Below are 26,235 nucleotides of genomic sequence, written 5' to 3'. Positions count from 1 at the left end.
TTCGTCATTGGCGCTCAGCGCCCGTTAGTCTTCCGCGAAGGCCTCTTCTTTGACTCCGATCACACTCAGGATGCGGTTCAGATCTTCCACACCGTAGTAGTCGATCTCAATGCGTCCCTTCTTCTCGGCGTGATGAATGCTCACGTTCGTCGTCAGGTGCTGGATCAGCTTCTGCTCCACAGCCTCAATCGCACGGATCAGGTCCGTCTCCGTAGGCTTCGGCTGGGGTGGCGGCGGCGGATGCAGGATGGCATCAACCGCTTTTTCCGTGGCGCGAACCGTCAGGCTCTTGGCCACGATCTGCTGCGCCAGACGCTCCTGCGCGTCATGCTGCTTCAGCATCAGCAACACCTTGGCATGGCCCGTTGAAATCTTCGTCGCCACCAGCATGTCGCGAATGCTCTCCGGCAGCTCCAGCAGTCTCATCGTGTTGGCCACCGTCGCACGGTTCTTGCCCACGCGCTGCGCGATGTCCTCCTGCCGCATCTGGAAATCTTTTGCCAGTCGCGAGTAGGCCTGCGCCTCCTCGATCGGGTTCAACCCCTCGCGCTGCAGGTTTTCGATCAGCGCCATCTCCAGCACGTCCTTGTCGCTGGCTTCGCGGACAATGACGGGAACTTCTTTGAGGCCCAGTTCGCGGGAGGCGCGGAAACGCCGCTCACCGGCGATCAGCTCCAGCTTCCCGTTCACCCGGCGCACGATCAGCGGCTGGATGATGCCGTGCTCGCGGATGGACTCCATCAGCTCCGTCAGCATCTCCGGCTGGAATTCTTTGCGCGGCTGCAGCGGGCTCGGGACGATCTGGTCCAGCGTCACACGATTGACCACATCTCCGGGGGCAGGCTGAGCCAGTGCAGGCAGGCGCGACACTCCCGACACCGATGAAGATGCCGAAATGAGTGCGCCGAGTCCTTTGCCGAGAGCCGCTTTTGCCATAGGGAGGGCGAGACTAGGGAGTACCCGGGACGATGCAAATCGGAATCGCGGCGAATGTGCAGTCGCCACATCCAAAGCTTTACCAATGTCAAATATCGTTCCATCTGATAGCTATGAAAAGCATGACAGGATTTGGCCGGGGCGAAGCACAGCGTCCGGGCGTGACGTGGAGCGTCGAATGCAGCTCCGTGAACCGCAAGCAGCTCGAAGTCGCGGTGAATCTCCCCCGTGAGCTCTCCGAGCTGGAAAACGCCGTCCGCACCGAGGTCTCCGCAGTCGTTTCCCGTGGGCGCGTCAATGTGGCCGTCCGCCGGGAAACCGGCACCTCAGGCACCGAAGCCGTCCGGGTCGATCAGGAACTCGCGGCGCATTATTACCACGCCATGCACGCCCTGGCCTTGAAACTGGACATTCCTCTGGACATCACACTGACCGACATCACCCGCCTGCCCGGCGTCATCACCCAGGCTCAGACAGAAATCGCCACCGAAGACGCCTGGCCCTCCCTGCAGGAAGCGCTGGCTGCCGCCCTGAAGCAATTGAACACCATGCGCGCCACCGAAGGTGCCAGCCTCCGCAGCGACATCGAGTCACGCCTCGCCGTCATCGAGTCCCTCCTGCAATCCATCCGCGCCAAAGCCGCCACCGTTCCCGAGCATCAACGCAAAATCCTCCGTCAGCGACTCGAAGACGCCGGCCTGCCCCTCCCGCTGGACGACGAACGCCTTGTCAAAGAAATCGCCCTGTTCGCAGACCGCACGGACATCTCCGAAGAACTCACCCGCGCCGCCAGCCATGTGCAGCAGTTCCGCGCCTATCTGGCCAGCGACACCCCCGCCGGACGCAGCCTCGATTTCCTCCTGCAGGAATTCTTCCGTGAGTTCAACACCATGGGCTCCAAGTGCAACAACGCCGAGATCGCCCACCACGTCGTCACCGCCAAAACCGAGCTCGAAAAAATCCGCGAGCAAGTCCAAAACGCAGAGTAGGCCGGTTCACGAGCACGCAGAGAATCTCAAAGCATCCCCTGCCCGGCACCATTCCAAAAAATTCGCGGATATTCGCGGCCATTCGCGTTGAGTGCCCCCTTGTCAGCCCCATCCGTCGCATGGGTCCCATAGGACCTGTTCATGCACCCACGCCATCCTATCCAGCATCCAGCTCCGCCTACGAAGCCCCCGGCTTCGGCAGCCCCTTCGGCACCGATTTCGGAGCCTCCGGCTTGGCTTTCCCATCCTCAGGCAGCCACGCCTCGGGCGCACCCGCTTTGACCATCACATCACGCAGCGAGACACGCCCGCCGTCCCGGTGCTTGCACTCCTCCGCCGCCGCCATGAAGGCGTAAATTTCCAGCGTCTGCTTCGGTGCCACAGGCGCCTGCTTCGTCTGGAAAAATTTGACGATCTCACGCAGCATCGGCGTGTAGTCGCCATCCGACTTCTGCTCGGTGATCTGCTTGTCCCCAAACCGGATCAGCTTGTACGCCATCGCCCCTTCATGGATCGCCTGCAGCGTCCCGGTTCGCCCCCCGGACCACAGCCCTGTGACGATGGATTCAGACGTCGTGGTCGTGCGGGTCACGGAAAGGCACCCGGACCCCATCACCGTAAAAAGCGCCTCCGTCGGGTGAATCCCATAGAAAAACAAGTCCGGGTGGTGCGGCAGCACATGCGCCGGACCATACGAGATCACACTGCGCGCCGGCGTCGGTTCCGCATTCGCCACCTCCAGCACCCCGGGGTACCAGCGCACCGCAGACGCGCTAAACACCGGCACCTGCGCCGCTGCGGCCAGCTTGTAGATTTCCACTGCATCCTTCAGGGAAGCCGCCACCGGCTTGTCCATGAAGACCGGCTTGCCTGCCGCAATGATCTGCCTCATCTGCTCCAGCCGCGGGCGTCCTTCCAGGCTCAGCAGCAGCACCGCGTCCACATCTTTGCAGGCCTCCGCCACACTGCCCACGATGCGCACGCCAAACTTGTCACGCACGGTCGCCGTGAAGCCCTCGATGCGCGTCTTGCTTTCCTCAATGTCGGGACTCCCCCCCGGATAGGCCACCACCACCCGCGCACCGGGAATATGGTTCGGATTCGCGGGGTCGTTCAGGCGCAGCGTGAACTGCTCTGAATGCGAGGTGTCGAGCCCGATGATGCCGATGCGAAGGTCGTCTGCCATGAGAGTGGTGCTGAGCAGCGCCGCCACACATCCCATGACGAGGATGAGCTGATCTCGGAGACGGCAGGTCGGTCGCATGCATGTAAAATGCAGGCACGGGGGGCAAAGCGCAACTGTTGAGTCGCTTGACCGTCCCGCCCGCCCCGCTAGTTTCGGACCATGGAAACCGTCAGACTCGGCATCGTTGGGCTTGGAAACATGGGCAAGGCACACCTTGCAAACATTCGCGCAGGCAAAATCCCCGGCCTGCGCGTCACCGCCTTGTGCGAGAGCGTCGGCACCCTGCCGAACCTCATTGAAGGTGAAAAAGCCTTCACCGACGTCAACCTCATGATCCGCAGCGGTCACATCGACGCCATCCTCATCTGCACCCCCCACTTCAGCCACACCACCATCGGCATCGAGGCCCTCAAGGCCGGTCTGAATGTGCTCGTGGAAAAGCCCATCTCCGTCCACAAGGCCGACTGCGAGCGCCTCATCGCTGCGCACACGGACAAGAACAAGATCTTCGCCGCCATGTTCAACATGCGCACCAACGCCTGCTTCAAGAAGGTCAAAGACCTCATCGACAGCGGCGAACTCGGTGCCGTCCGCCGCGTGCATTGGGAAGTGACCAACTGGTTCCGCACCAATTACTACTACGCCACCGGCGGCTGGCGCGGCACCTGGAAAGGCGAAGGCGGCGGCGTCCTCATGAACCAGTGCCCGCACAATCTCGACCTCTTCCAGTGGCTCTTCGGCATGCCTCAAAAAGTGCGCGGCTTCTGCCAGTTCGGCCGCTTCCACGAGATCGAAGTCGAGGACGATGTCACCGCCATCATGCAGTACGACAACGGCACCACCGCCACCTTCGTCACCAGCACCGGTGAAGCCCCCGGCATCAACAAGCTCGAAATCTCCGCCGAGCAGGGCCGCCTCACCGTCACCGACGGCACCCGCATCCACTTCCAGCGCAACCGCCAGCAGATGAGCAAATTCTGCATGGAAGCCGAAGCCGCCTTCGCCATGCCCGAAAGCTGGCACATGGACATCCATGTGGATCAGACCGGCGGCCAGCACATCGAGATCCTGCAAAACTTCACCAATGCCATCCTGAAAGGCGAGAAACTCCTCTCCCCCGCCGCCGAAGGCATCCGCAGCGTCGAACTCGCCAACGCCATCCTCCTCTCCACCTGGCAGGACAAAACCATCGAGCTCCCCATGTCCTCCGCCGACTACGAGCGCATCCTCATCGAGAAGGGCGAGCAATCCACCTTCCAAAAAACCAAGGTCGTCGCCAAAGCCACCTCCGACGACTTCGCCAAAAGCTTCCGCTAAAAGCGCAGTCAGAAATCATCAAGCCAAAAACGCCGCCCGGGAAACCGCGCGGCGTTTTTTTTGCACCCCAAAGCTGCTGCCGAACCCCGCGCGCAGCATCGGCACACTCATTGCTTGCAACCATTGAATAAAATCTCACGTACTAGCATCTGACACCTCATGCTCTCCCGCCTCACAGCCCTGATCCTCACCCTCTGCATCGGTCTCCCGATGTGCTGGTGCTGCATCACCGCTCCCCAGCAGGAAGAGATCGCCAGCTGCTGCGCCAAAAAGCAGCACTCGGCATCTGAGCATTCCCAGGAGCCAAACTGCCCCTGCGCCAAGCACGAAACCGCGCGCGATGTCGCCTCCGCCTTCGTCAACGCCCCGGCCCCTGCCTTGAAGCTGCTGGCTGAACCCGTCTGGCACGCCCTATCCCCTCTCAGCCTCACCTCCGGGGCTTTGGCCAATCATGCGCCCCGTCACGACCACGGGCCGCCCTTGCGCACCGTGCCGCTCTATTCGCGGCATTGCGCCCTCTTGATTTGAAGCCACGCACCCCGCGTCTGGAAGCCAGACGCTCCGGGCAGCAGTGATCTCATTTCTCCGCGGCCATCTCATTCGCCGCACCCCAGACAGCCTGCCCGGCCGTCTGGCCTCACCGCCAGTTCAACGCCACTCGATGGCACACCCGGCACGCGCATGCCCGCGCCGCACGCCGGAATCCTCCAGGCGGGCAATTCAAACAAAACAACACAAACACATCCAACACTATGAAAACCATCCTCACCCTCATCGCCGCAGCCTCCGTCGCCGCCCTCTCCAGCACCGCCCTTGCCGCCGGCAAGGCCTGTGAAAAGTGCTGCAAGGACAACTGCGCCGCCTGCTGCAAAGCAAAAGGCAAAGCCTGCGGCAAAGACTGCTGCAAAGGCGAATAAGCCCCCGGTCTAAACCACGCCGCCGCCCGGAAACGGGTGGCGGCTTTTTCATAAGTGATGCAGGCACTCTTGCCTGCACCTCGCCGGAGTCAGCCACTCCCTTGAAGGCATCCGCCCAATGATTCGCCAGGAGGAAAACCTGCCTCGATACCCCCCCTACCTCTCCGCCGCCTGCTTCAGCGCCTTCAATGACGGCGCCCCGGTCAGCTTCTCCATCTCCGCAGCCACAATCTCCGCACGCCTTGCCGCCTCCAGGCGCTCCTTGGCCTTGGCCTGCACCGCAGCATTGTGCGCCTTGCGCAGTTTTTCGGCCACGGGCGAGGTGGGGCTTTTATCCGCGCCCGTGGCCGCCCAGTCTTGGGCAAACGAGTTCACCAGCCTCGCCAGCTCGGCATCATGCTGCTCCAGGTTTTGCATCACCTCATGAATTTCATCCGGCGTCGCTCCGGCGCTCGCAGACGAGCTGCGTGACGCTCCCTTGGAAGACGGCCAGAAGATCAACGCCAAAAACCCAACGACCACCACAGCCACCACCCCGATGACCAGCATGAGCTGTTGCTGCTGCGACGTCATTCGAACCGCCGGCTTGGGTGGCGGAGCAGCTCTCTTTTTCTCCACCACCGCCGGCACGCCTGGCGCTCGTACACCCGGTGCGCGCGGCACACTCGGTCCCGGTGCACGCACTGCAGGTGCCGGCGCAGCAGATGCCGCCGGAGCACTCGCACCCGGGCCCGCCCCCAGCCGCAACCCTGCACCCAAGCCCGCTCCCATTCCCACTCTCGGGGCAGTCCCCATGCCGATGCCTAGATCGATGGCCATGACATCGCCTGGCACCTCTCCAGGCGCCGCTGACTGCTTCATCGCCACATTGATGTGCGCACGCAGCTCTCCCGCATCCTGATACCGCTTCTCCGGATCGGGGTCGATGGCCTTGGCGATGATGCTGTCCCACCTCGTCGAGATTTTCGCAAACTCCGTGACCGAGCGCCGCGGCTCCCCCGGAATCGTGCCGGTCAGCATCTCATAGAGCACCACCCCTGCGGCATAAATGTCCACCCGGTGGTCCACCACGCTGCCGCCGCGAATCTCCGGTGCGGCATAATCCGGCGTACCAAAAGGGTTCTCCTGCTCCGCTTCGTCGGAGACTGGTCGCGCCAGTCCAAAGTCCGCCACCTTCACATGGTCGGCACCATTGACCATGATGTTGCCCGGCTTGATGTCGCGATGAATGATCTGATGCTCATGCGCAAACGTCAGTGCCTCGCACAGCTGCATCGCCAGGTTCGTCGCCTTCCGCAGAGATAGCCCGCCCTTGTGAATGAGATCGTGCAGGGACTTCCCCTCGATCCATTCCATCACCAGATACAGGTGCCCTCCCGCCGTGATGCCAAAGTCATACACACCCACGATGTTCGTGTGGTTCAGCTTCGCCATCGCACGCGCCTCGATCTTAAAACGATCGTTGAATTCCTTTTCAGCCCCAAACTCCGGCGGCAAAATTTTCACCGCCACCCGCCGGTCCAGGCTCTCCTGATACGCCTTGTACACCGCCCCCATTCCGCCGCAGGCAGCCAGCATTTCAAACTGGAACTGCGGCAGATAGGCGTTCATTGCCTCCAGACTCGGGACATCAAACGAAGGCAGCTCGCTGGGGGTGGATTCTTCGGACATGGTTGATTCATAACCTTCTACCACTTCCGCCGCGAGGAAATAATCTTAACGGTTCCGTCCTATAATGGCAGCTCAACGCACCGGCTCGGCAGCCGTCGGCGGCGCAGTGCCCACACCCGTCGCGCCAGCCGCGTTTTGTCTCAAGGCACTCAGCGACGGCGCCGTCTTCAGCTTCGCCAGTTCCGCAGCCACGACTTCCGCACGTTTCGCCGCCTCCTCCTTGCCTGCGGCTCTTCGTTCACGGGCCTTCTGCAAAACAAGTTCGCACTGTTCTGCACGCATTTTCTGCACGGCCATGTCTGCACGTCCTTGAATCGCCTCGCGCTGCGCCACATACGCTTTGCGCAGCGTCTTGAGCACTTCCGGCCAGAGCTGGTCCGGCTCCTCCAGCGGCTCATGATTCGCAATGTGGGAGATTTCACTCAGCACAAAATCCCGCTGCTGCGGCATCAGGCCGGTCAGACCACGTTGCAGCGCCGGGATGTATTTGTCAGCCAGGCTCTGCATTTCAGAATCCGTGCCTGTCTCCGTGTTGGCCAGCCATTGGGCCGCGAAATCAGTGATCATCAGCGCCAGCTCCGCATCACGTTTTTCCAGCTGCTGCATCAGCTCCTGCGGAGTTTCCGGCACCGGCACAATAACTGGCATCGCCGCAGGCACGGGCGTGGGCGTCGGAGCTGGCACAGGCTCCACCGCGATCTTCTTTTCGACCTTGGGCGCAGGTTCTGGCGCTTTCATTTCCGGTTCCACAGCGGGCGCCACCACCACCGGCTCCACCTTGTCGGCGGGCTCCTTCACTTTCTTAATTTCAGGATGCTGCTCAGTTTCATCAGCCTTGGAAACAGAGGCCGCTGAGTCCTTTGCCACAGGCGTCTCCGGCCCCCCTTCACTCCTGAACATCATCCCGCCCACGATGCCGATGACGATTACCGCAGCCCCGATCAATCCCAGATGCAGCGGCTTCAGCGCAGCTTTGCTCCTGGGCTCATCCTCCGCCAGCGCCACCACCTTCACCGGCTGCGCAGCCTGGTTGACCAGCATCGCAATATGCGCACGAAATTCGCCCACATCCTGAAAGCGCTTCGTGGGATCTGCATGCGTCGCCCTGTCAATCAGCTCATCCCACTTCGGAGACAGCGGCGCAAACTCCATCACCGAACGCCGGGGCTGCTGCGGCACGCGCCCCGTCAGCATTTCGTACAGCACCACACCGGCCGCAAAAATATCCGCCCGCTGGTCCACCGCACCCTTGCCCAAAATTTCCGGCGCCACGTAATCCGGCGTGCCGAAGGGGTTTTCCTCCGCTTCACCCGTGATCGGCCTTGCCAGTCCAAAGTCCGCCACCTTCACCTGATCATCCTCGCTGATCATGATGTTCCCCGGCTTGATGTCGCGATGAAGGATTTTGTGATGATGCGCAAAGGCCAGCGCATCACACAGCTGCATTGCCAGGTTCGCCGCTTTCCGCACCGGAATGCTGCCTTGATGTATCAGCGTGTGCAGCGTCTGCCCCTCCACCCATTCCATCACCAGGTACAGGTGCCCTTCCTGGGTGATCCCAAAGTCATACACCCCCACGATGTGCGTGTGGTTTAGCTTTGCCATCGCACGCGCCTCGGATTTAAACCGATCCGCAAAGTCCTCCTGCCGGCCAAATTCCGGCGGCAAAATCTTGATCGCCACCAGCCGGTCCAGGCTCACCTGCCGCCCACGGTAAACAGCCCCCATCCCACCAAAGGCCGCAAGCTTTTCAAACGCATACTGCGGCAGCAATGCGGCCATCTCCTCGACGCTTGGGACGTCAAACGGGGGTTGATGCTGGGCTGAGGGTTCCTGGGACATGAAAAAGGCGGCAGACTGTTACCGATACGCGCCCTGACAGCGAGTAAAATCACCATTGCTCGGTTTGCCCATCTCCAGCAGAGCTTCGCAGCCGCTCTTGCCAAACCGCCGCCCCTTTGCCCCTGCACAAAAAGAGACTCGGCATGAAAATCGACGGTCCAATGTGCCTGGGTCTGATACTTTTATCTCTTTTCCCTTCGGCGCAGATACCCGGCACATTTTTGGCGCAGATTATGCATAGGGAATTCATCGTGCCAAATCCCCCCCGGCATGTCAGTCGCACACCGTCCTCACCTCCTCCTTTTATGCCACGAATTCGTTCCTCTCAGCTTCTTTGAAAACACAACAGGTCGCATACCATCCTCACCCCCTTCTTTTATGCCACACTCCCCAGTCTCTGAAGAAAAGCTTGTCGGTTTCCCTGCCCGCTGCCTTTCACTACGCCAAAAGCTGCGCGTCTCAAAGCCCGAACTCGCCCACTGGCTCGGCGTGGGTCGCAGTTACGTCACCGTCTTGGAGAAAGGCCGCCAGGCTCCTTCCAGACCCGTGTTCCAATTGATCGAAAAACTCGAGGCTGCCGCCAATCTCAAACAGCTCGCCATGCACATGCCCCAGCCTGACACCACATCTGCACCCACCGAAATGGCAGGTCTCCCACCCGCAGCCATCGAAGCTCTCGACCGCTTGGTGCAGCCGGAGCCAACACCTGCACCCACGCCCGCAGTCAGCCCCGTCGAAAAGCACGTCATCCGCACAAAAAACACCTTCGCCCTGCGTGTCGCCGCCCTCCGTGAAAAAATGGGTGTCACCCGTCCAAAACTCGCCCAGCGCCTCGGCGTTTCCCGCCAGTACGTGACCAAAATCGAAAATGGGGCCCATGCCTCCCTGCCCGTCATCAAGCTGATCGAAAAACTCGAAGCCGAGATTCAAAACGAATCAGCCGTCGCCGCCGCCGCTGCCTCAGAACAAGAAACCGTCAGTGCTAACAACACACCACCCCAGGCAGCACCCGCCCCCGTTACGGCCCAAACTCCAGCCTTCTCGATTCCTGCGGCTCCCGCACCCGCGACCCCGCGCATCTCCCTCCTCCCCGTGCTCACCATCCCTGCCGCACGTGAACTGGCCTCGCCTGCCCAGGCCGTCTTCGCTGCCGCCGAGCACTTCGCTTTCAGCGTGACAGATCCCGATGCTTTCGCCCTCCGCCTAGCAGGAGATGCCATGCTCCCCCAGCACCACGATGGCGAACTCGCCATCCTCTATCCCAACAGCCTCCCTCACACCGGCAACCGTGTCGTCGCACGCCTCAGCGACAGCCTCGGCGGAGACATCCTCTTCCGCATCTACAGCACAGCAGACCACGGCCATTCCATCGTCCTCTCCAGTCTCAATCCCCTCTATCCCCCTGTCACACTGAGCCGCGAAGAAATCGCCTGGATCCATCCCGTCGCCACCACCGTCCGCCAGATGCTCCACTGAGTGACTCCGGCCAGTTGCCAATTTTCAGTTTTCAGTTCCCAGTTTACAATCACACCGTTTTCTTGCCCTCCCCGCCCCCCGGCGCGAAGAAGTCCCCATGTTCTTCCGCGCCCTCGCCCTTCTCTTTTCTGCAGCCACTCTCTCCCTCGCTGCAGACATCCAGCTCTCTCCCTCGGGCCCCATCTCCACCCCTCAGGCCGCTCGTGACGCCGCCCGCGCCGCCGCCAAGCCCGCACGCATCGTCGTAGCCCCCGGCACCTACCCCCTTACCGAAACCCTCACTCTCGGCAAAGAAGACTCCAAAGTCACCTGGTCCGGCAAAGACGCCACCTTCACCGCCGGCAAACCCATCACCGGCTGGCAGAAAGCCGAAGGCGGCCTGTGGAAAGCCTCTCTTCCCGACAAAGCCTGGACCTTCGAGCAGCTCTGGATCAACGGCCGCCGCGCCACCCTCGCCCGCTCGCCCAACAAAGGCTACTACCACATCACCGAAGCCGTCGGCGCAGGCGTGTTCCCAGACCTCAGGGAGAACATGAACTTCCACGCCTTCTCCATCGCCAAAGAGCAGTACGACGTCCTCAAATCCATCCCGCAGCCCGAGCGCGACCACGTCCTCCTCACCGTCACCCACGCCTGGGCCGTCGGCCAGTGCCGCATCAAGGAACTCAACGACGAAGTCCTCGCCGTCCGCATCAAAGGCCGCTCCCGCTACCCCTTCGTCGAATTCGAGCCCGACCAGCGCTGGTGGGTCGAAAACTTCCGCGCCGCACTCGATGCCCCTGGCGAATGGTTCCTCGATCAAGCCAAAGGCGAAGTCCTCTACATGCCCCTCCCCGGCGAAGACATGACCAAGGCCACCGTCACCGCCCCCGTCGTGGAAAAATTCATCACCATGAAAGGCGCACACGATGTGTCCTTCGAAGGCATCTCCTTTCAGAGCAGCAACTACCACTATCCAGCAGACGGCCTGCACGACGGCCAGGCCGCCACCACCAGCGACGGCAGCATCGAAATCGAAGACTCCAGCGCCATCCATTTCACAAACTGCGACATCTCCCACACCGGCCTCCACGCCCTCTGGTTTAAAAACGGCTGCTCAGACTCCACCGTCACCCACTGCCACCTCCACGACCTCGGCGGTGGCGGCGTCTATGTCGGCGAAATCGCACGCCCCACCGAAGAGCGAGTCAATCATCACATCACCATCTCAGACTGCATCATCCAGCATGGCGGCCGCCTCCACCCCAGCGCCTGCGGCGTCGTCTTCACCCACACCCAGCACTGCACCGTCACCCACTGCGACATCGCAGACTTCTACTACACCGGCATCAGCGCCGGATGGAACTGGGGCTACGGCGACACCGCCTCCCGCGAGACCACCGTCGAAAACAATCACATCCACCACCTCGGCTGGGCCTACCTCAGCGACATGGGCGGCTACTACGGCCTCGGCACCTCCCCAGGCACCATCATTCGTGGCAATCACGTCCACCACGTCGCCAGCCACCGCTACGGCGGCTGGGGCCTCTACAATGACGAAGGCAGTGCCGACACCCTCATGGAAAACAACCTCGTCCACGACACTTGGAACGCAGGCTTCCACCAGCACTACGGCTACTTTAACACCGTCCGAAACAACATCTTCGCCTTCGGCCACACCGCGCAGATCCAGGCCTCCCGCAACGAAGCCCGCCTCCGCTTCCGCTACATGAACAACATCGTCGTCTGGGACCCCGCCTCCCCCCTCCTCGACGGCGGCGAATGGAACTGGAAGTTCTTCGACAAACCCGAACGCGGCGATCCCAAAGACAGCCTCGTCTTCCGCAAAAACCTCTACTGGCCCACCGACGGCAAAATCCCCGCCACCCTCACCAAGACCCACTTCACCTGGGACGAATGGCGCAAGATGGGCCGCGACAAAGACAGCCTCTTTGCCGATCCCCTCTTCGAAAACCTCGCCGTACGCGACTTCCGCCTCCGGCCCAACTCCCCCGCCGAAAAAATCGGCTTCAAGCCCTGGGACCTCACCCTCGCAGGCGTCCGTAAAACCGACCCCGCATGGCGCACCCTCGCCGCCCAAGGCCACGAGTATCCCACCTGGGACACCGACGCCAAACCCTGGCCCGCACCCAATTACCAAATCAATCAAGACTTCGAACACGCCGGCCTCGGCACCCTCGGCATTCGCGGTGCCAAATACACCCACGAAAACAAAGGCGAATCCATCGCCGTCACCGACGAAACCGCTTCTCCGTTCACACCTGGCTCCAAGCGCGCTCTCAAAGTCCAGGACACTCCAGACCTCAAACACAGCTACGATCCCATCCTCGACATCTACCCCACCACCTGGGACACCGGCACCTTCCACGCCGAGTTCGATGTCATGGCCCAGCCCGGCGCTGATTGGTTCTTCGAGATCCGCGGCAAAAACCTCGACTTCGGCAACGGCCCCTACCTCCGCTGGCAGAAAGACCAGCTCGCCGCCAGCACCGACGGCAAAGTCCAGCTCATCAAAATCCCCGCCGGCGAATGGTTCCGCGTCTCCATCACCGCCACCACCGGCGCCGGCAAATGGTCCCTCGAAATCACCCGTCAGGACGGCACCCAGCACTCCTACCCCGACCTCAAGTGCAAGCCCGCCTGGACCAACGCCGGCTACCTCCTCTTCAGCGCCCTCGGCACCACCAAAACCGCCTTCTTCCTCGACAACCTCAAGCTCCAGCAGCTTAAATAACTCCATACCATGGCACGCAATGGATGCAGCCATTTGGCAATCAACCGCAGGCATCCCGCTCGATTCTGATTCGCGGTCATTCCTCCGCCCTTCGCGTTAAAAGAACAGACCACAGGCTTGACGAACAAACACCGGCATAACAACTGCCATGTCCTTTCTGTCCCTTTTGTCCTTCAGAAGGGTCACTGCGCTTTAGTTAGTCATTTTGTACTCTCGCCCTGATCAAACCGCCTGTCGAGAAGCCCCCCACTTCTCAACCGCGTAGCGGTGACATAACCGTAGCCGTCGGCGCCAACCCACGGCTCACTCATCCCCGCATTTCATCACCAAGCCTCTGAAATTCGAAAGGATTCGGGTTCAGCGCCGCTCTTTGTCCTACCACCAAATAATATGAGCGAAGACACCTACTGGGAAAAGACCGACAGCTTTGAGACGAAACTCCGCCTGCTCGAAGAAGCCTGGAAAAACAAGGACTTCCGCCTCGTCCGCTCGCTCACCGATTCCCTCCGCAGCACCACCCTGCAAGCCCAGGCGGAAGGCGAAGACCACGGCACCCCCTTCGTTCCCACCGCTCAGTTTGTGGCCGTGTCAGCACTGCCTCCCGCCTGGCGCACCTGGGCATCCGGCTGGCAGTTCTGCAAAGTGCTCACCCTGGATGAAACCATCGGCCTGGACCGTGCTCCCGAGCCCGTGGAGGTGCTGCTCAGTTGCGCAGCAGAGCAGGCCGTCTCACTCACCCGCGAAGTCCGTGTCGCCCGCATCCAGCCCGACCACAGCCTCCTCGAGGTGCCCAGCCAGACCCACAGCGAAGTACGCCGTGGCAAGGAGCGCCAGGCCCATGTTCTCTTCATGGCCGAAGGCGCTGCGCATCTGCGCCAGACCTACCTCCTCTTCTATGGCAACCCCGATGCCGAACTCCCCGCCTATCTGACCGACCTCCAAACGCGCGGCGAAGGCTACGCGCTCGACATCGAAAACGACGCCTACAAGGCCTCGCTCTCCCATCAGATGGGACAGCTTGAGCGCATGACCCTCAAGCGCGAGCACGGCCTCGAACTCTTTGCCGGCGGCGAAGGTCATGGCGAGCCCCCCGGCATTGACTGGGCCCACGACTACGCCGCCGCCGGTCACTTCCAAAAACTGCGCATCACCCTGTGGGAGCGCTGCCCCGACTATGAAGTCATTCGCGGCCCCCTCTGCACCATCGTCCGCCGCTGGGGCTTTCCTTATTCTCCCGTGCATCCCGTCTTCTCCCCCAGCCGCCTGCACATCGAGGTCGAGTACCGCTTTTACGCAGGCATTCCCTGGTTCCACAAGATCGGCCGCATGCACGTCATCAAAGAATTCGAAGCCGCCGCCCTGCGCGATGACGAGTGGGTCTTCTCCGGTCAGTCCTTCACCGAGATGCTCTGGATGGGTGCCGATGGCAAACTGCAAAGCGGCCCCGTCGACCCAAAGCAGCGCGACAACATCTGGGCCGTCGGCTTTGCCAACAAAGACAGCAAGGATTCCTTCGTCGCCCTCTATTTGGAGCACACCGCCCAGGGCATGCCCGAGCCCCGGCATTCAGGCTCGCCGCAGATGTTCTACCGCTGGCACGGTCATGTCTGGAGCCGCTATCCCTTGCCCCTGAAAGTCGTGCCCGCCGGTGCCGTCCTGCACCAAAAGAACGCCTACGTCGCCATCCCCTTCACCGCCGCCGAAGGCCCCGCGCAGCTCGAATCCTTGCGCCACTGCCTCGCCAATCCGCTCCACCTTTCACCCGGCGAAATCCCACGCAACATCACACCGCCCAAACCCACCACACGCCTCGCCCGCCCCGGTGAGGCAGGCGACAGCCCCATCTCCAAACAAGCCCTGTGGGAGGCCCTGCGCGAATGCAAGGACGAGCAGTTGTACACCGCCGACATCAGCGTCGTGGACCTCGGCCTCGTGCACGACATCAGCGTCCGGGGCGACACCGTCCACGTCACCATGTCCATGCCCCATCGCGGCCGCCCCCGCCTCGGCTTCTTCACCTTCGGCTCCGGCGGCAACTCCAAACCCGTCGAGCCCCAATTACTGAAAGTCCCCGGCGTCAAACACGTCGTCGTCGAACAAGTCTGGGACCCCGCCTGGTCCTCCAACCGCCTCACCGACGAAGGCCGCCGCAAGCTTGGCCTGGAGGGGTGAGTCAAACAATGCCAGTCATCATGAGCAATTAAAAAAGTGTCGCAGTAGCCTCAAACGGGAGGCTGAACTGTAGAGCTGTTTTCAATCGATTGTGCAACGGCCCACATCTCCTGCCTCTCCACCTTCCAAGGATGGCGCACCTTATTCAATGCCGGCGACGCCATAGGCCCTAAACTTCGCACTCGGCACAGCGGTTCCCTGCCAAGCCCTGCGGCACGTGCTGCTCTGGATGATAGGGATGCGCAGTGCGCGTCCGTGGAATCCTTCACTCCAACGTGGTCTGCTCCTCATCGCATTCCTTCTTTTCAAAAGCCACCGCTCCCAAGCGCATACGTCCTGGCTTTGCATGTGTGGTCCGCCACCTGCCATCCGAATCTGTAAAGGAGCCGTGAACCGTTTCGAGGGCATCGGCTTCACTGTCTCTCAGCAACAGACCTGTCTTCAGCAGCTCGCAATATCGCTTTACTCCCAGCTAAATCCATGACACGCGCTTATCTCATGAGAGCTGAAAAGCAATGGTCTTAAAAGCGCTTGCAATATTGGATTCATTCTTACCATCATAAAGCTTAAGCAAAGCATAAGGCATAAAATTGTATGGCATTTAATATTTCTCAAGAAAATCATAAGGCACTAAGAGCCATCATTGCGCTGCGCACTAAGCAAGTCGTTGTCGTAGTCGGCGCGGGGCTGAGTGCGCAGCCCCCTGCTAATCTTCCTGTTTGGTCGAACCTCAAAAAGCAACTTGAGGAAGATGCATTAGCAAAGCTGGATACACTTGAACAGTCTGAAAGAAAGCGACGCGAACCATATATCGCTCTAGCTGAAAGTGAGGAAAATTATGGCGCTTCGCTAAACAGGATGGGTAAACGCTGAAGGGATATTGAGGTTGAGGTCTCCAGCCATCCAATAGCAGATGGCTTTGAGATTGTTGAAGTTGCGGAAGCCGCGGGCTCGGCGGCGTGCGGTTTGGATGATGCCGTTAATCGACTCGATGGCAGCAGAGGTGATACGATGAGGGTAGTAGCGCGGATGCCGTCCCCAGTGGTTACGGATGCTCTGGGCCAGCTGCTTGAAGGCAGGCAACCGACAGCGTATCGCCCAGGAGCACCAGGCTTTTAGATAGGGTTGTGCTCTGCACCAGCAGGCCACTCCCAGGTTTCCCCTGCAAGCTCGCAAGGCCAAGGCCCTCGCCAGTGATTTGTGCCGGGCACAGAGGTCTTGACGCAACTTCCGGTGATTCTGGCTCAGCGTGCTCTCATTGCCGCGCAAGGCCCACAGCGCACCCTTCACATCGGCGTCATCACGCAGATGCTTGCGCATCGCCTCCACCGCATTGCCCGCCAGTTGCATGACATGAAAACGGTCGAAAACGATTTGTGCCTGCGGGCAACGTTCCGCACCCCTTTTGATAGGCCACACCCATGTCAATGGCGGCGAGTTACCTGCCAGGGTTGCGCTCCGTGCGCAAGGCATGGCCGCCACGAACTCACCGACACAGGCGGCGCTGCGCTCAGGTGTCATGAACAGCAGGCGCGGCCCGTTCGCTCGCGCTCATCATCTGCACCACCACCGTGGCATAACGGTGGCCGCGCCCGCGCGTGGCTGTTTCATCAATGGCTACGGCTGTCACATGGCTCCAATCCTGCTGGTCATGCGCCTGGGAAACATAATGCTGCGATGCGCCAGGGCGGGTGTCGTGTTCGGCCACAAGACCGGAGATGGCTGCCACGGGCATCTCCCGCGCCAGGGCCATGACGAAGGCCTCGAACATCAAGGTGAAGCCCGCTTTCCGGCCGCGCCCATGGCACCGTGACTTGTTTGACCTTGTGTTGTGGGCACTGGATGCGCGGCACCCGGGCGCTCAGGTAGGTGGGATGCTGCCAGTTCAGATGGCCGCCAGCGCTTCACCTCGTGATCAAGGGCCAGAGGCAGAGATGGCCGCAGACCGGACAAGGCATCTTTGCCCCCGCCTCCACCTCAAGGTCCACATACAGGAATTTTGTTCTCAGCATCTGCCTGTTCAAATCCGCTGCGCACGACCTTCCACGGCGTGTTCAATCCCAAAGCCATTGCAAACAAGTCGTTCTGGTCCATCCCCCAACTTGCAATCTCCTCCACTGCCGCGCCACCCGTTACCCATTCAATTCAGCGACGTGGCAAAATTATTGGCAGGCTTTTTCGCACCTTAAATCTGCATTGGGGGACACCAGTTACCGAGCAAGCATACGACGCGCGTTTTCAAACGCAGATGACACTAGACCGCCGTCAACATACGTTAAGTTGTGGGACTTAGGAATTTCTGGCATGATCACAACTAATATCGACCGCTTTGCAGGTCGCTCGTATGCCGAAGTGCACAGCAGCGGCCCACTGACCGAATTCAACGGCTTAGAAGTCGGAAATTACGCTCATACAATTCAGGCAGGAAAGCCGTTTGTTACAAATTTACATGGAACACTCCAGAATGATTCCAGTTGGATTTTCACCGCAGAGGATCTGGCACGAATTAAAACCCCCAGTTTTTTTGATTTTTTTATTCAGTGTTTGAGCTCAAGAACTCTTCTGTTTATTGGAATTTCAGCTGACGATTTTGCGATTGCTGAACATTTGCGACGACTGAAAAGCCACGGAGTGAGATTTGGTGGTCATTATTGGATTACGCATAGGAATGACAGGGCCACTGACGAGTTCGCTGAACAATATGGATTGCTAAGGATCGCCTATTCGCTAGCAGAGAGTGGCGACGCCCACCGGGAGGTTGCTGAGTTTATTGAGGACATTAAAAAGTTCATTGCCAAAGATGAACCTCCTCCAATCGTCATACCGGAAACAAAAAAAGAGAGGAATGTTTCTCTTCCTACTCCAGAGGAACTCCAAACACTTCCAGCGGAACAAATTAGGCAGGTTCTAAATCAAGAAGCTGTGAGAATTTTAAAATCGAATTCCCCCACAAAAGAGGATGACTACGACAAGCTACTTAAAAAGTACGATGAATGCGTATATCGCCTCTGGCGAGTCACCGCAAAAGAGCCAAATAACATCCTTTTTGGATACAAAATTATTTCCCACGTGTCAAAAGGAGGATTCGGGAATGTCTACGAGGCCGTAAGTCCAGAAGGCGAAAAAGTCGCAATAAAAGTTCTTTTAGAGAACATCCGAGAGGACCGTTCAATGCTCGAAAGCTTTCGTCGTGGCGTTTACGCCATGCGACTTTTGGAAGAAAGAAAAATCGACGGGATTGTTTGTTACAAGCACTCTTGGGAGCTGCCGGCCTGCACGGTAATGGATTATGTTGACGGCTACAGCCTTGAGGATGCGGTTGACTCAAAATTTATACGATCCTGGGCAACAAAATTTCGGATTGGGACACAACTGGTATCCATCTTACAAAATGCACATTCTGTCCCCGAACATGTTTTACATCGAGATTTGCGTCCGCCGAATATCATGTTGGAAGGCTTTCACTCGCCCGATGATGATGGCGATTGGAAAGTTGTCGTATTAGATTTTGATCTATGTTGGCACAAGGGAGCTACTGGAAACTCAGTCAATCCAGACAGCATCACTATTGCGTATCACGCTCCTGAGCAGTATCAGCAAACTGAAAAATCCAGTCGCCGCAGCGCCTTAGTGGATTCATTTGGCATTGGAATGACGCTTTTCTTTTTATTCTCAGGCAATCACCCACAGCCATACAGTGTCCAAAATAATATTGCTTGGTTGCAAGAGTTGAAGTGGAAAATTGGTAAGCTTGAGTGCCAAGCTTGGAAATCACTTCCTCATCGTCTTGCTCGGTTGATATTTTTTTCCACAATGAATGATCAACAATTTCGTTGGGATTTAACTAAAATTGCAGGAGAAATGAAGCGTCTAAGCGAGACATTGCGGGCTACAAAGCCGAATGATCCAGAGTTGATTGCGGAAGAAATCGCAGCAAGATGTGAGAGGCTGAACGACTATGTTTGGAGTCAAGAACATCTGAGGGCAGTGGTAGCGACCGTTACAGGTTTTGACTTTTGGATTTGGGGTAATGAAGGGTCCCAAAAAATTGAAGCCTCAATTTGTTGGTCTAATCAAGGCGATCGAGATTTTTCAACAGTCAAAAAGTACTTGCTGCCAAACGTCGATAAAGTTGTCTCGTGTCTCAAAAACGGCGGATGGAGTGCATCGGTTGTATCTCGCGGCTATGATCAAGTTAAGATCGGAGCTTCGATCGAATTGGCCAGAATTAAGACAACAGACGATATAACACGATTCGCGAATAGCTTTGCCGAAGGTGCCTCTTGTTTAAAGCTTATGTAAAGCCGTTTAAAAGCGCCAATTCGGAAAAGCACCATGCCGATTTGTCCATATTTCGCACGCTCCACCCCGGAAGACTGGAGCGTGGCTGCTGCACGCGAAGGCGAGGTGCTAAATAAAAATCACGAGCCTGGACCATCGTAGAAAACGACATCACCCATTAAAACAACAAATCCACTCTCCGTCTAGTTCCACAATCCTTGGGCACCAATTCCAGCGGAAAGATGAAATTCCTTGGCATCAGAGACCCATAAAGCGACGCATATAACTACTTCTACGCCGTCCCTTCATTCCACCCGGCCTCGTGAAGCAGCTGAGCTCCCATTTCAGCCTAAAAATTCAAAACTGATTTGATCGTGATTCATAACACTCACTTTCAGCAAGTGAGTCTGAGGAAGTTCGTTTGACCGCAGTGTGGCAATGACGCACAAGCCTCACAGGCTGATTCAAATCTCTGCCTCTTTCAGCCTTTTTGCGGCAAATCCGAAAGTCCCCGCGACTTTCAGAAAAATGCCATTCACTTGGCCCGTCGCAATCCCGTGCACTTCCACAACCTCTGGTGTAAACCACTGCAGCAACGCCCGCACTCCATGACCAACCGCCGTCACTTCCTCAGCAAAACCGCCGTTGCCTTCGCCGGTGTGCAAATCCTCCCGCGTTCCGTTTTCGGAGCCAATGAAAAGCTCAGCATCGCTTTTGTCGGAGCTGGTGGCAAAGGCTGGCACGCCGTGCAAAGCCTGCAAAACAACGACAGCGTGAACTTCGCCGCCTTTGCAGATGTCCATGAAGCCCGGGCCGCCGAGGCACGCAAAGCCAACCCCTCCGTGCCCTTTGTGTCCGACTTCCGCAGGATGCTCGATCAGCACGGCAAAAACATCGACGGCGTCATCATCTCCACACCGGACCACACGCATCACTTCAATGCCAAGACCTGCATGCAGGCCGGCAAGCCGGTGTATCTGGAGAAGCCGCTCACGCACAGCATCGCCGAGGCACGGGACCTGATGGCGCTGGAGCAGCAGACAAAGCTCGCCTGCCAGATGGGCAATCAAGGCCACTCCGGCGGCGGCATTCTCGTGCTCGAAGAGTGGGTGAAAGCCGGCGTCCTCGGGAATGTGAACGAAGCCCACTGCTGGGCAGGTCCCATCTGGAGCTACCCCGATGCACGACCCGCAGAAGAGCCGGTGCCCGCCGGTCTTGACTGGAATCAATGGCTCGGCCCCGCCGCCAGCGTACCTTACAGCTCCAAGTATCTGCCCGCTCAGTGGCGCGGCTGGTTTGAGTTTGGCAACGGCACGCTCGGCGACTGGGCCTGCCACAACATGGACGCACCGTATCACGTGTGGGGTCTCGACTGCCCCAGCCGCGTGGAGATTGAATCCTCCGGCCCCAGCAAGCTCTCCTTCCCGGCCAGGGTCAAGATCACCTACACCTTTCCCGCCAGCGCCACCCGCGGCGAGTTCAAACTGCACTGGTACCATGGCGCAGACCACGCCCTGAAACGCCCGCCGGAACTCGATGCCGCGCGCACCTTCCCAGATGGCGGCACCCTCATTCACGGCAGCAAAACCACCATCCTCATGGGCACCCACGCCGGCACACCCCGCGTGATCCCCGAGGCGAAGATGCAGGAGCTCAGCACCTCACTGCCCAAGGTGAACCTGAAGCGCTCCAACCACTGGGACAACTGGCTGCTCGCCATCAAAGGTCAGGAAACCTGCCGCTCCAGCTTCGCCTACGGCGGCCGTCTCACCGAGACCATGCACTTTGGCAACATCGCCCTGCACGTAAACCGCAGCCTCACCATCGACCCCACCACCCGCACCATCATCGGCGACGAAGAAGCCACCGCCCTCATGCACGGCCCCGCAGCGCGTGAAAGCTGGAAGGTGTGAGGAAAAAGACAGCAGCAAATACCCCGCGCGAAATCGCGCCAACGTCACCCAAAACTGAGCCCGAGCAGATGCATTGAAGTACGACAGACACTCCTTGTATGAGTGGAGTTGTCCTGATTCTGGGCTGAGATTGAACTCAAGCTTGGAACTCAGACTGGGTGGTGACGGCCAACCAGCCTGAGCGCGTGTGGGACAGACCGGAGGCACTCTTGATCCTTTGAGATCGTCAGGCAGCCAGTCGCTCACACGCCAGGACAAGCTCGAACTCGAACAGTTGACTGAGCCTGCCACAGGCCATGCCTGCAGCGGAAGCTCGCATCACAAGGAAGAAGTCGAACACTCAAACTCATCCTATCCATGAACACCCATTCTACCTCTGCTGCTGAGGTTGTCCATGTTGGCGTCGATGTCTGCGCCGAATGGCTCGACATCCACGGCATTCCAAGCAAAAAGAAGGCCTTCAGGCTGGCCAACACCACCGCCGGCCACCGCAAGCTCATCGCCATGCTGCCGCCTGGCGAACACGTCATCCTTGAGGCCACCGGCGGCTACGAGCAGGCCCTTTGGCTGGCCCTGCTGCGCGCAGGCAAAGCCGTAAGCAAGCTCAACTCCGCCCGCGTGCGCCACTTCGCCAAGGCCAGCATGAAGCTGGCGAAGACCGATGCCATCGACGCCGCCGTGCTCGCCGCCTTCGGTGCCGCGCTCAAGCCGCAGCCCGACACCCTGCCTCCTGACTGGGAGCTCGAACTCTCCAGCCTGGTCGGCCGCCGCGAGCAGCTGGTCACCGCACGCGCCATCCAGAAGACCCAGCTTTTGCAGCTGAGCCACCCGCAGATCATCACGCAGGCCAAGGTCCTGATTAAAGCTTTGAGCAGGCAGATCGCGCAGCTCGACAAGCTCATCAAGACCGCACTGGACCATCAGGACGCACGGGAGAAGGCCGCGCGGCTCCAGCAGATGAACGGCATTGCCCAGGTGGCCGCAGCCACTCTGATGGCCGAGCTGCCCGAACTCGGCAGCCTCGACGACTCGCGCATCGCCTCCCTCGCAGGTCTCGCCCCGCATCCCTATGACAGCGGGCCGATGCGCGGCCAGCGCCACATCCAGGGCGGACGCAAAAAGGTGCGACGAGTTCTCTACATGGCCGCAGTGCGTTGCGTGAGCATCAACCCCATCCTCAAAACCTTTTATCAGGGGCTGCTCAAACGCGGCAAGCCCTTCAAAGTCGCCATCACCGCAGTCATGCGCAAAATGCTCTGCGTCCTCAATCGCTTGATCGCCGATCCAAAATTCCAGCTTGCCAACTGACACAGTTGCTGTCTGTCGACCAGCGCCACCCCAATCCTCCGCGCCCACGCCCATCCCAGAGGCTGCGCATCCGCAGCAGACAACCATCCGCTAGTTTTTCGCCCCTCCCACGTTCTCTCCCCACCATGAAATCTCTTCTTCCACTCCTGCTGCTGGCAGCGTCTTCCGTTTTCGCACAAGACCTGGACGCCCAAAAAAAGAACGTCGTTACCATCGCCGAAAAGAACCAGGTCGAACTCCGCTTCGATCAACCCTACGCCGGCAACGACAATCCCAAGCAGAAGGTCGATCTCTACCTCCCCAAAAAACGCAACACCGACAAACCCCTTCCCGTCGTCGCCCTCATCCACGGCGGCGGCTGGGTCAATGGCGACCGCCTCGGTTACGCCGCCTCCGCCATCCAGTTCGCCCGCACCGGCGACTACGCCTCTGTCGCTGTCGGTTACCGCCTCACCAAAGAAGCCCACTGGCCCTCCCAGATCTACGACTGCAAAGCCGCCATCCGCTGGATCCGCGCCCACGCCAAAGAATACAATTTAGATCCCAACAAAATCGCCGTCATGGGCAGCTCCGCCGGCGGCCACCTCTCCTCCCTCCTCGGCACCAGCGGCGACGTCAAAGAACTCGAAGGCGACCTCGGCCCCAGCACCGCTTTCAGCAGCCGCGTTCAATGCGTGGTCAACCTCTGCGGCCCCGAAGACTTCACCCAGGCCCTCATGTTCGACAAGGATGAAAAGCCCATCGCCAAAGACGACGCCGTCTCCGGCCTCCTCGGCGGCACCTATGAAGAAAAACGCACTGAAGCTCTCGCCGCATCCCCCGTCACTTACGTCACCAGTGACGATCCTCCCTTCATCACCTTCCACGGCACCGCCGACAAACGCGTCGCCTTCCTCCACGCCGAAGCCATCCACGCCGCCCTGAAACAAGCCGGCGTCCCCTCCCTCCTCGTCCCCATCACCGATGGCGGCCACGGCTCCGTCGGCCATCCCGAAGTCATCGCCCGCGCCAAAATCTTTATTGGCAACACCCTCCGTGGCGAAGACACCCCCGTCGACGTCACCCCTATCCCCGCGCTTCCAGAAAAGAAGAAGTAGCATGTACACCCCCGCGCATTTCCAGGTCAATGACCGTGACACCCTGCATGAATTCATGCGCCGCCACAGCTTTGCCACCCTCGTCAGCCATGACGGCCAAGTTCCGCTGGCCACACACATGCCCGTTTTGCTGAATCCGACACAAGGTGAACACGGATTTCTCCTCTCCCACATGGCCCGCGCCAATCCCCAATGGCGCCATTTTGGCACCTCCGAGGTCCTCATCATCTTCACCGGTCCCCACGCCTACATCTCCCCCGCATGGTACGTCACCGAGCCCGCCATACCCACCTGGAACTACACCGCCGTACACGCCTACGGCATTCCACGCATCGTCACTGACCATGACCGATTTGTGCAAATGCTGCACGATCTCGTCGAATTCTACGAAACCGGACGCCCGAACCGCTGGCACGGCACCCTCCCCGCCGAATTCCGCGACGGCCTCATGAAAGGCATCGTCGGCCTCGAAATCGAAATCACCCGCATCGAAGGCATGTTCAAACTCAGCCAAAACCGTCCAAAAGATGCACAGTCTGTCATCGCCATGCTGGAAGACAGCATGGATCAGACCGATCGCGACACGGCTAAAATGATGAAAAAACTGACATGAAACCCCAACCTACCCCCCAACGGTTCGATGGCCGCTTTGTCACACTCACACCTCTCGATGTGGCTGCGGATGTGGCAGAACTGTTTGCCATTTCGCATGTCGATGAAACCACACGCAAACTGTGGCGCTACATGCCCTGCGGACCGTTTGCCCGTATTGAAGAGCAGGCAGCCTTTCTGCGTGGATGGCAGGCTACACCGAACGTGATCGCCTTTGCCGTTCGTGACGCCGCCACTCAGCATTGTCTCGGCAGCATCTCGCTCATGAGCATCCGCGCCGAGCATGGCGTGGCAGAACTGGGAAACATCTGGTATGCGCCTGCAGCACAGCGCACCAAAGCCAACACCGAAGCCTGCTACCTGCTGCTGCGTCACTGCTTTGAAGATCTCGGCTACCGGCGCATGGAGTGGAAATGCGATGCCCGCAATGAACCCAGCCGCAATGCAGCCCTGCGCCTCGGCTTCACGTTTGAAGGCATCTTCCGCCAGCACATGATCATCAAAGGCCAAAACCGCGACACCGCATGGTTTGCCATGCTCGACCACGAATGGCCGCAGATTGCCACCGCGTTCCGCCGCTGGCTCTATGAAGACGACTCAATCTCGCTCGGAAGATTAATCGCAGAAAGTCGCGGCGTACAGTCAGGCGCATGAAGCCCGCCCATTTCCTCCTGCTGCTCACCCCCGCGGCATTCGCCGCCGATGCGCCCAAACCCAAGCCCGAGTTCCAATACCAGACCGAAGGCATCCAGATCAGCCGGGCCACGGCCGACGAACCCAAAGTGAAAGCCTTCGGTCCCGAAACGATCAAGGCTGCCGCCAAATACCTCGATGACGGCGCCATCTGCTGGGTGCGCGAAAAAACCTGTGTGAACTGCCACACCACCGGCCCCTATCTGAGCGAGCGCCCGGCTTTGTCCAAACAGCTCGGCATGCCATTAGAGGAAGTGCTGGCGGACTTCGTGAAAACCGTGCCTGCAGAGGTCAAACCGCAGAAAGAAACGGAAAAGGATGGCATCAAATACTATGGCGGCTCCTGGTCGAGCATCTGGCGCTCCATGGGTCTCGCCGAATGGGACAAGCACGTGACCGGGAAGCTTTCCGCCCACACGGAGCGCTCTTTGCAGGAGATGCTTGCACGCCAGTCTGCCAATGGCTCCTTCGTCAGCTACGGCGAAGTTGAAATCCCACACATCACCACCGACTTCGAACTCACGCTGCAAGCTGCGCGTGCAGCAACCACCGCACCCGGCTGGCTCGCTGGACTGAAGGATGCGGAACTGCTCGCACGCATCGAAAAGATGAAGTCCTGGCTGCGAGACGCGCAGCCAAAGAATGACTTCGACCGCATCCTGCGCCTTCAGCTTGCGCATTACATGCCCGATCTAGTGCCTCAAACGCAACGAGATGCAGCACTGGCTCTGCTGTCCTCCAAACAGCATGCCGACGGCGGCTGGTCGCTGCGCGACATGTCCGCTGTTGGCGACTGGCATTTCAAAATGAGCGACACCGTGGTAAAGCTCATCAACGGCCTGCCGGATGTCGCAAAACCAGAAAGCGATGCCTACATGACTGCCGTTGCCATCGTCCTGATGCGTCAGAGCAACATCCCAGCAGGCGATGAACGCATCCAGCGCGGCCTGGCCTGGCTCAAGCAGGAGCAGCGCGTTTCCGGCCGGTGGTGGATGCAGTCGCTCTATCGCGGGAACTACAGCTACATCACCTACATCGCCACGGCGCAGGCTCTGAAAGCACTGGCCTTGTGCGACGAGTTGCACTGAGTT

Annotated in this window: 21 protein-coding genes; 15 read left to right on the top strand and 6 right to left on the bottom strand. The window is 59.3% G+C overall.

Features of this window, described 5'->3' with window-relative positions; translation table 11 throughout:
* Positions 1-24: 24 nt before the first annotated feature.
* The gene (locus tag ACILSL_RS01610; RefSeq protein WP_395730243.1) at positions 25-936 is read right to left on the bottom strand and encodes a ParB/RepB/Spo0J family partition protein; all 912 of its coding nucleotides are present in this window, start codon (positions 934-936) and stop codon (positions 25-27) included.
* Between the two features lie 113 nt (positions 937-1,049).
* Between ACILSL_RS01610 and ACILSL_RS01605 the strand changes: the two genes are divergently transcribed.
* A complete protein-coding gene (locus tag ACILSL_RS01605; protein WP_395730242.1) occupies positions 1,050-1,925 on the top strand; it encodes a YicC/YloC family endoribonuclease in 876 nt (291 codons plus the stop codon).
* A gap of 178 nt (positions 1,926-2,103) precedes the next feature.
* Here ACILSL_RS01605 and ACILSL_RS01600 read toward each other — a convergent pair whose 3' ends face one another.
* Positions 2,104-3,189 (bottom strand): Gfo/Idh/MocA family protein, encoded by a 1,086-nt coding sequence (locus ACILSL_RS01600; protein WP_395730241.1) that lies wholly within the window; start codon positions 3,187-3,189, stop codon positions 2,104-2,106.
* Positions 3,190-3,270: 81 nt separating this feature from the next.
* Between ACILSL_RS01600 and ACILSL_RS01595 the strand changes: the two genes are divergently transcribed.
* The 3 genes from ACILSL_RS01595 (at position 3,271) to ACILSL_RS01585 (ending at position 5,345) form a co-directional block, all read left to right on the top strand.
* Positions 3,271-4,428 carry a Gfo/Idh/MocA family protein gene (locus tag ACILSL_RS01595; protein WP_395730240.1) on the top strand — a complete coding sequence of 386 codons (1,158 nt, stop codon included), beginning with the start codon at positions 3,271-3,273 and terminating at the stop codon, positions 4,426-4,428.
* A gap of 159 nt (positions 4,429-4,587) precedes the next feature.
* Positions 4,588-4,956 carry a hypothetical protein gene (locus ACILSL_RS01590; protein WP_395730239.1) on the top strand — a complete coding sequence of 123 codons (369 nt, stop codon included), beginning with the start codon at positions 4,588-4,590 and terminating at the stop codon, positions 4,954-4,956.
* Between the two features lie 224 nt (positions 4,957-5,180).
* On the top strand, positions 5,181-5,345 hold the full coding sequence (locus ACILSL_RS01585) for a hypothetical protein (RefSeq protein ID WP_395730238.1): 165 nt from the start codon (positions 5,181-5,183) through the stop codon (positions 5,343-5,345).
* Between the two features lie 156 nt (positions 5,346-5,501).
* Here ACILSL_RS01585 and ACILSL_RS01580 read toward each other — a convergent pair whose 3' ends face one another.
* Together ACILSL_RS01580 and ACILSL_RS01575 are read right to left on the bottom strand one after the other, a co-directional pair.
* Positions 5,502-7,016, bottom strand: a complete 1,515-nt coding sequence (locus ACILSL_RS01580; RefSeq protein WP_395730237.1) for a serine/threonine-protein kinase — start codon at positions 7,014-7,016, stop codon at positions 5,502-5,504.
* 72 nt (positions 7,017-7,088) lie between these two features.
* On the bottom strand, positions 7,089-8,858 hold the full coding sequence (locus ACILSL_RS01575; protein ID WP_395730236.1) for a serine/threonine-protein kinase: 1,770 nt from the start codon (positions 8,856-8,858) through the stop codon (positions 7,089-7,091).
* Between the two features lie 378 nt (positions 8,859-9,236).
* On the opposite strand from ACILSL_RS01575, the gene ACILSL_RS01570 reads away from it, so the two are divergent.
* The 4 genes from ACILSL_RS01570 (at position 9,237) to ACILSL_RS01555 (ending at position 16,113) form a co-directional block, all read left to right on the top strand.
* Complete coding sequence (locus ACILSL_RS01570) at positions 9,237-10,334, top strand: helix-turn-helix domain-containing protein (protein ID WP_395730235.1); 1,098 nt, start codon at positions 9,237-9,239, stop codon at positions 10,332-10,334.
* Positions 10,335-10,431: 97 nt separating this feature from the next.
* The gene (locus tag ACILSL_RS01565) at positions 10,432-13,068 is read left to right on the top strand and encodes a right-handed parallel beta-helix repeat-containing protein (RefSeq protein ID WP_395730234.1); all 2,637 of its coding nucleotides are present in this window, start codon (positions 10,432-10,434) and stop codon (positions 13,066-13,068) included.
* A gap of 390 nt (positions 13,069-13,458) precedes the next feature.
* Positions 13,459-15,240: a metal-sulfur cluster assembly factor gene (locus ACILSL_RS01560; protein ID WP_395730233.1), complete on the top strand. Its 1,782-nt coding sequence runs from the start codon at positions 13,459-13,461 to the stop codon at positions 15,238-15,240.
* Positions 15,241-15,834: 594 nt separating this feature from the next.
* A complete protein-coding gene (locus tag ACILSL_RS01555) occupies positions 15,835-16,113 on the top strand; it encodes a hypothetical protein (RefSeq protein ID WP_395730232.1) in 279 nt (92 codons plus the stop codon).
* Here the strand turns inward: ACILSL_RS01555 and ACILSL_RS01550 are convergent.
* A complete protein-coding gene (locus ACILSL_RS01550; RefSeq protein ID WP_395730231.1) occupies positions 16,090-16,761 on the bottom strand; it encodes a transposase in 672 nt (223 codons plus the stop codon). The two genes, ACILSL_RS01555 and ACILSL_RS01550, sit on opposite strands and share 24 nt — an antisense overlap.
* Positions 16,751-17,011 carry a hypothetical protein gene (locus ACILSL_RS01545; protein ID WP_395730230.1) on the bottom strand — a complete coding sequence of 87 codons (261 nt, stop codon included), beginning with the start codon at positions 17,009-17,011 and terminating at the stop codon, positions 16,751-16,753. The genes ACILSL_RS01550 and ACILSL_RS01545 overlap by 11 nt, the downstream gene beginning before the upstream one ends.
* A 533-nt stretch (positions 17,012-17,544) precedes the next feature.
* On the opposite strand from ACILSL_RS01545, the gene ACILSL_RS01540 reads away from it, so the two are divergent.
* The 7 genes from ACILSL_RS01540 to ACILSL_RS01510 all read left to right on the top strand — a co-directional run bounded on the left by ACILSL_RS01540 (position 17,545) and on the right by ACILSL_RS01510 (position 26,232).
* A complete protein-coding gene (locus ACILSL_RS01540) occupies positions 17,545-19,542 on the top strand; it encodes a protein kinase domain-containing protein (RefSeq protein WP_395730229.1) in 1,998 nt (665 codons plus the stop codon).
* A 587-nt stretch (positions 19,543-20,129) separates the two neighbouring features.
* On the top strand, positions 20,130-21,434 hold the full coding sequence (locus tag ACILSL_RS01535) for a Gfo/Idh/MocA family protein (protein WP_395730228.1): 1,305 nt from the start codon (positions 20,130-20,132) through the stop codon (positions 21,432-21,434).
* A gap of 357 nt (positions 21,435-21,791) precedes the next feature.
* Entirely contained in the window at positions 21,792-22,742 is a 951-nt protein-coding gene (locus ACILSL_RS01530) for an IS110 family transposase (protein WP_395730227.1), read from the top strand.
* A gap of 125 nt (positions 22,743-22,867) precedes the next feature.
* On the top strand, positions 22,868-23,839 hold the full coding sequence (locus ACILSL_RS01525) for an alpha/beta hydrolase fold domain-containing protein (protein ID WP_395730226.1): 972 nt from the start codon (positions 22,868-22,870) through the stop codon (positions 23,837-23,839).
* A gap of 1 nt (position 23,840) precedes the next feature.
* Positions 23,841-24,452 (top strand): FMN-binding negative transcriptional regulator, encoded by a 612-nt coding sequence (locus ACILSL_RS01520; RefSeq protein WP_395730225.1) that lies wholly within the window; start codon positions 23,841-23,843, stop codon positions 24,450-24,452.
* Positions 24,449-25,105 (top strand): GNAT family N-acetyltransferase, encoded by a 657-nt coding sequence (locus ACILSL_RS01515; RefSeq protein ID WP_395730224.1) that lies wholly within the window; start codon positions 24,449-24,451, stop codon positions 25,103-25,105. Before ACILSL_RS01520 ends, ACILSL_RS01515 begins: the two co-directional genes overlap by 4 nt.
* Positions 25,102-26,232 carry a prenyltransferase/squalene oxidase repeat-containing protein gene (locus ACILSL_RS01510; RefSeq protein ID WP_395730223.1) on the top strand — a complete coding sequence of 377 codons (1,131 nt, stop codon included), beginning with the start codon at positions 25,102-25,104 and terminating at the stop codon, positions 26,230-26,232. Before ACILSL_RS01515 ends, ACILSL_RS01510 begins: the two co-directional genes overlap by 4 nt.
* Positions 26,233-26,235: the final 3 nt, after the last annotated feature.

The organism is Prosthecobacter sp. (assembly GCF_044222345.1).
GTDB lineage: Bacteria > Verrucomicrobiota > Verrucomicrobiia > Verrucomicrobiales > Verrucomicrobiaceae > Prosthecobacter.
Note: the sequence above shows the minus strand (reverse complement) of the source record. Positions and strands in the feature narration are given on the sequence as shown.

Excerpts from the sequence above, each read along its gene's own strand:
- ACILSL_RS01515 (WP_395730224.1), top strand. The coding sequence starts at position 24,449 with ATGAAACCCCAACCTACCCCCCAACGGTTCGATGGCCGCTTTGTCACA.
- ACILSL_RS01540 (WP_395730229.1), top strand. The coding sequence starts at position 17,545 with ATGATCACAACTAATATCGACCGCTTTGCAGGTCGCTCGTATGCCGAA.
- ACILSL_RS01510 (WP_395730223.1), top strand. The coding sequence starts at position 25,102 with ATGAAGCCCGCCCATTTCCTCCTGCTGCTCACCCCCGCGGCATTCGCC.
- ACILSL_RS01525 (WP_395730226.1), top strand. The coding sequence starts at position 22,868 with ATGAAATCTCTTCTTCCACTCCTGCTGCTGGCAGCGTCTTCCGTTTTC.
- ACILSL_RS01585 (WP_395730238.1), top strand. The coding sequence starts at position 5,181 with ATGAAAACCATCCTCACCCTCATCGCCGCAGCCTCCGTCGCCGCCCTC.
- ACILSL_RS01520 (WP_395730225.1), top strand. The coding sequence starts at position 23,841 with ATGTACACCCCCGCGCATTTCCAGGTCAATGACCGTGACACCCTGCAT.
- ACILSL_RS01580 (WP_395730237.1), bottom strand. The coding sequence starts at position 7,016 with ATGTCCGAAGAATCCACCCCCAGCGAGCTGCCTTCGTTTGATGTCCCG.
- ACILSL_RS01550 (WP_395730231.1), bottom strand. The coding sequence starts at position 16,761 with ATGACACCTGAGCGCAGCGCCGCCTGTGTCGGTGAGTTCGTGGCGGCC.
- ACILSL_RS01535 (WP_395730228.1), top strand. The coding sequence starts at position 20,130 with ATGACCAACCGCCGTCACTTCCTCAGCAAAACCGCCGTTGCCTTCGCC.
- ACILSL_RS01530 (WP_395730227.1), top strand. The coding sequence starts at position 21,792 with ATGAACACCCATTCTACCTCTGCTGCTGAGGTTGTCCATGTTGGCGTC.
- ACILSL_RS01545 (WP_395730230.1), bottom strand. The coding sequence starts at position 17,011 with ATGTTCGAGGCCTTCGTCATGGCCCTGGCGCGGGAGATGCCCGTGGCA.
- ACILSL_RS01555 (WP_395730232.1), top strand. The coding sequence starts at position 15,835 with ATGGCATTTAATATTTCTCAAGAAAATCATAAGGCACTAAGAGCCATC.
- ACILSL_RS01610 (WP_395730243.1), bottom strand. The coding sequence starts at position 936 with ATGGCAAAAGCGGCTCTCGGCAAAGGACTCGGCGCACTCATTTCGGCA.
- ACILSL_RS01605 (WP_395730242.1), top strand. The coding sequence starts at position 1,050 with ATGAAAAGCATGACAGGATTTGGCCGGGGCGAAGCACAGCGTCCGGGC.
- ACILSL_RS01590 (WP_395730239.1), top strand. The coding sequence starts at position 4,588 with ATGCTCTCCCGCCTCACAGCCCTGATCCTCACCCTCTGCATCGGTCTC.
- ACILSL_RS01570 (WP_395730235.1), top strand. The coding sequence starts at position 9,237 with ATGCCACACTCCCCAGTCTCTGAAGAAAAGCTTGTCGGTTTCCCTGCC.
- ACILSL_RS01600 (WP_395730241.1), bottom strand. The coding sequence starts at position 3,189 with ATGCGACCGACCTGCCGTCTCCGAGATCAGCTCATCCTCGTCATGGGA.
- ACILSL_RS01565 (WP_395730234.1), top strand. The coding sequence starts at position 10,432 with ATGTTCTTCCGCGCCCTCGCCCTTCTCTTTTCTGCAGCCACTCTCTCC.
- ACILSL_RS01560 (WP_395730233.1), top strand. The coding sequence starts at position 13,459 with ATGAGCGAAGACACCTACTGGGAAAAGACCGACAGCTTTGAGACGAAA.
- ACILSL_RS01575 (WP_395730236.1), bottom strand. The coding sequence starts at position 8,858 with ATGTCCCAGGAACCCTCAGCCCAGCATCAACCCCCGTTTGACGTCCCA.
- ACILSL_RS01595 (WP_395730240.1), top strand. The coding sequence starts at position 3,271 with ATGGAAACCGTCAGACTCGGCATCGTTGGGCTTGGAAACATGGGCAAG.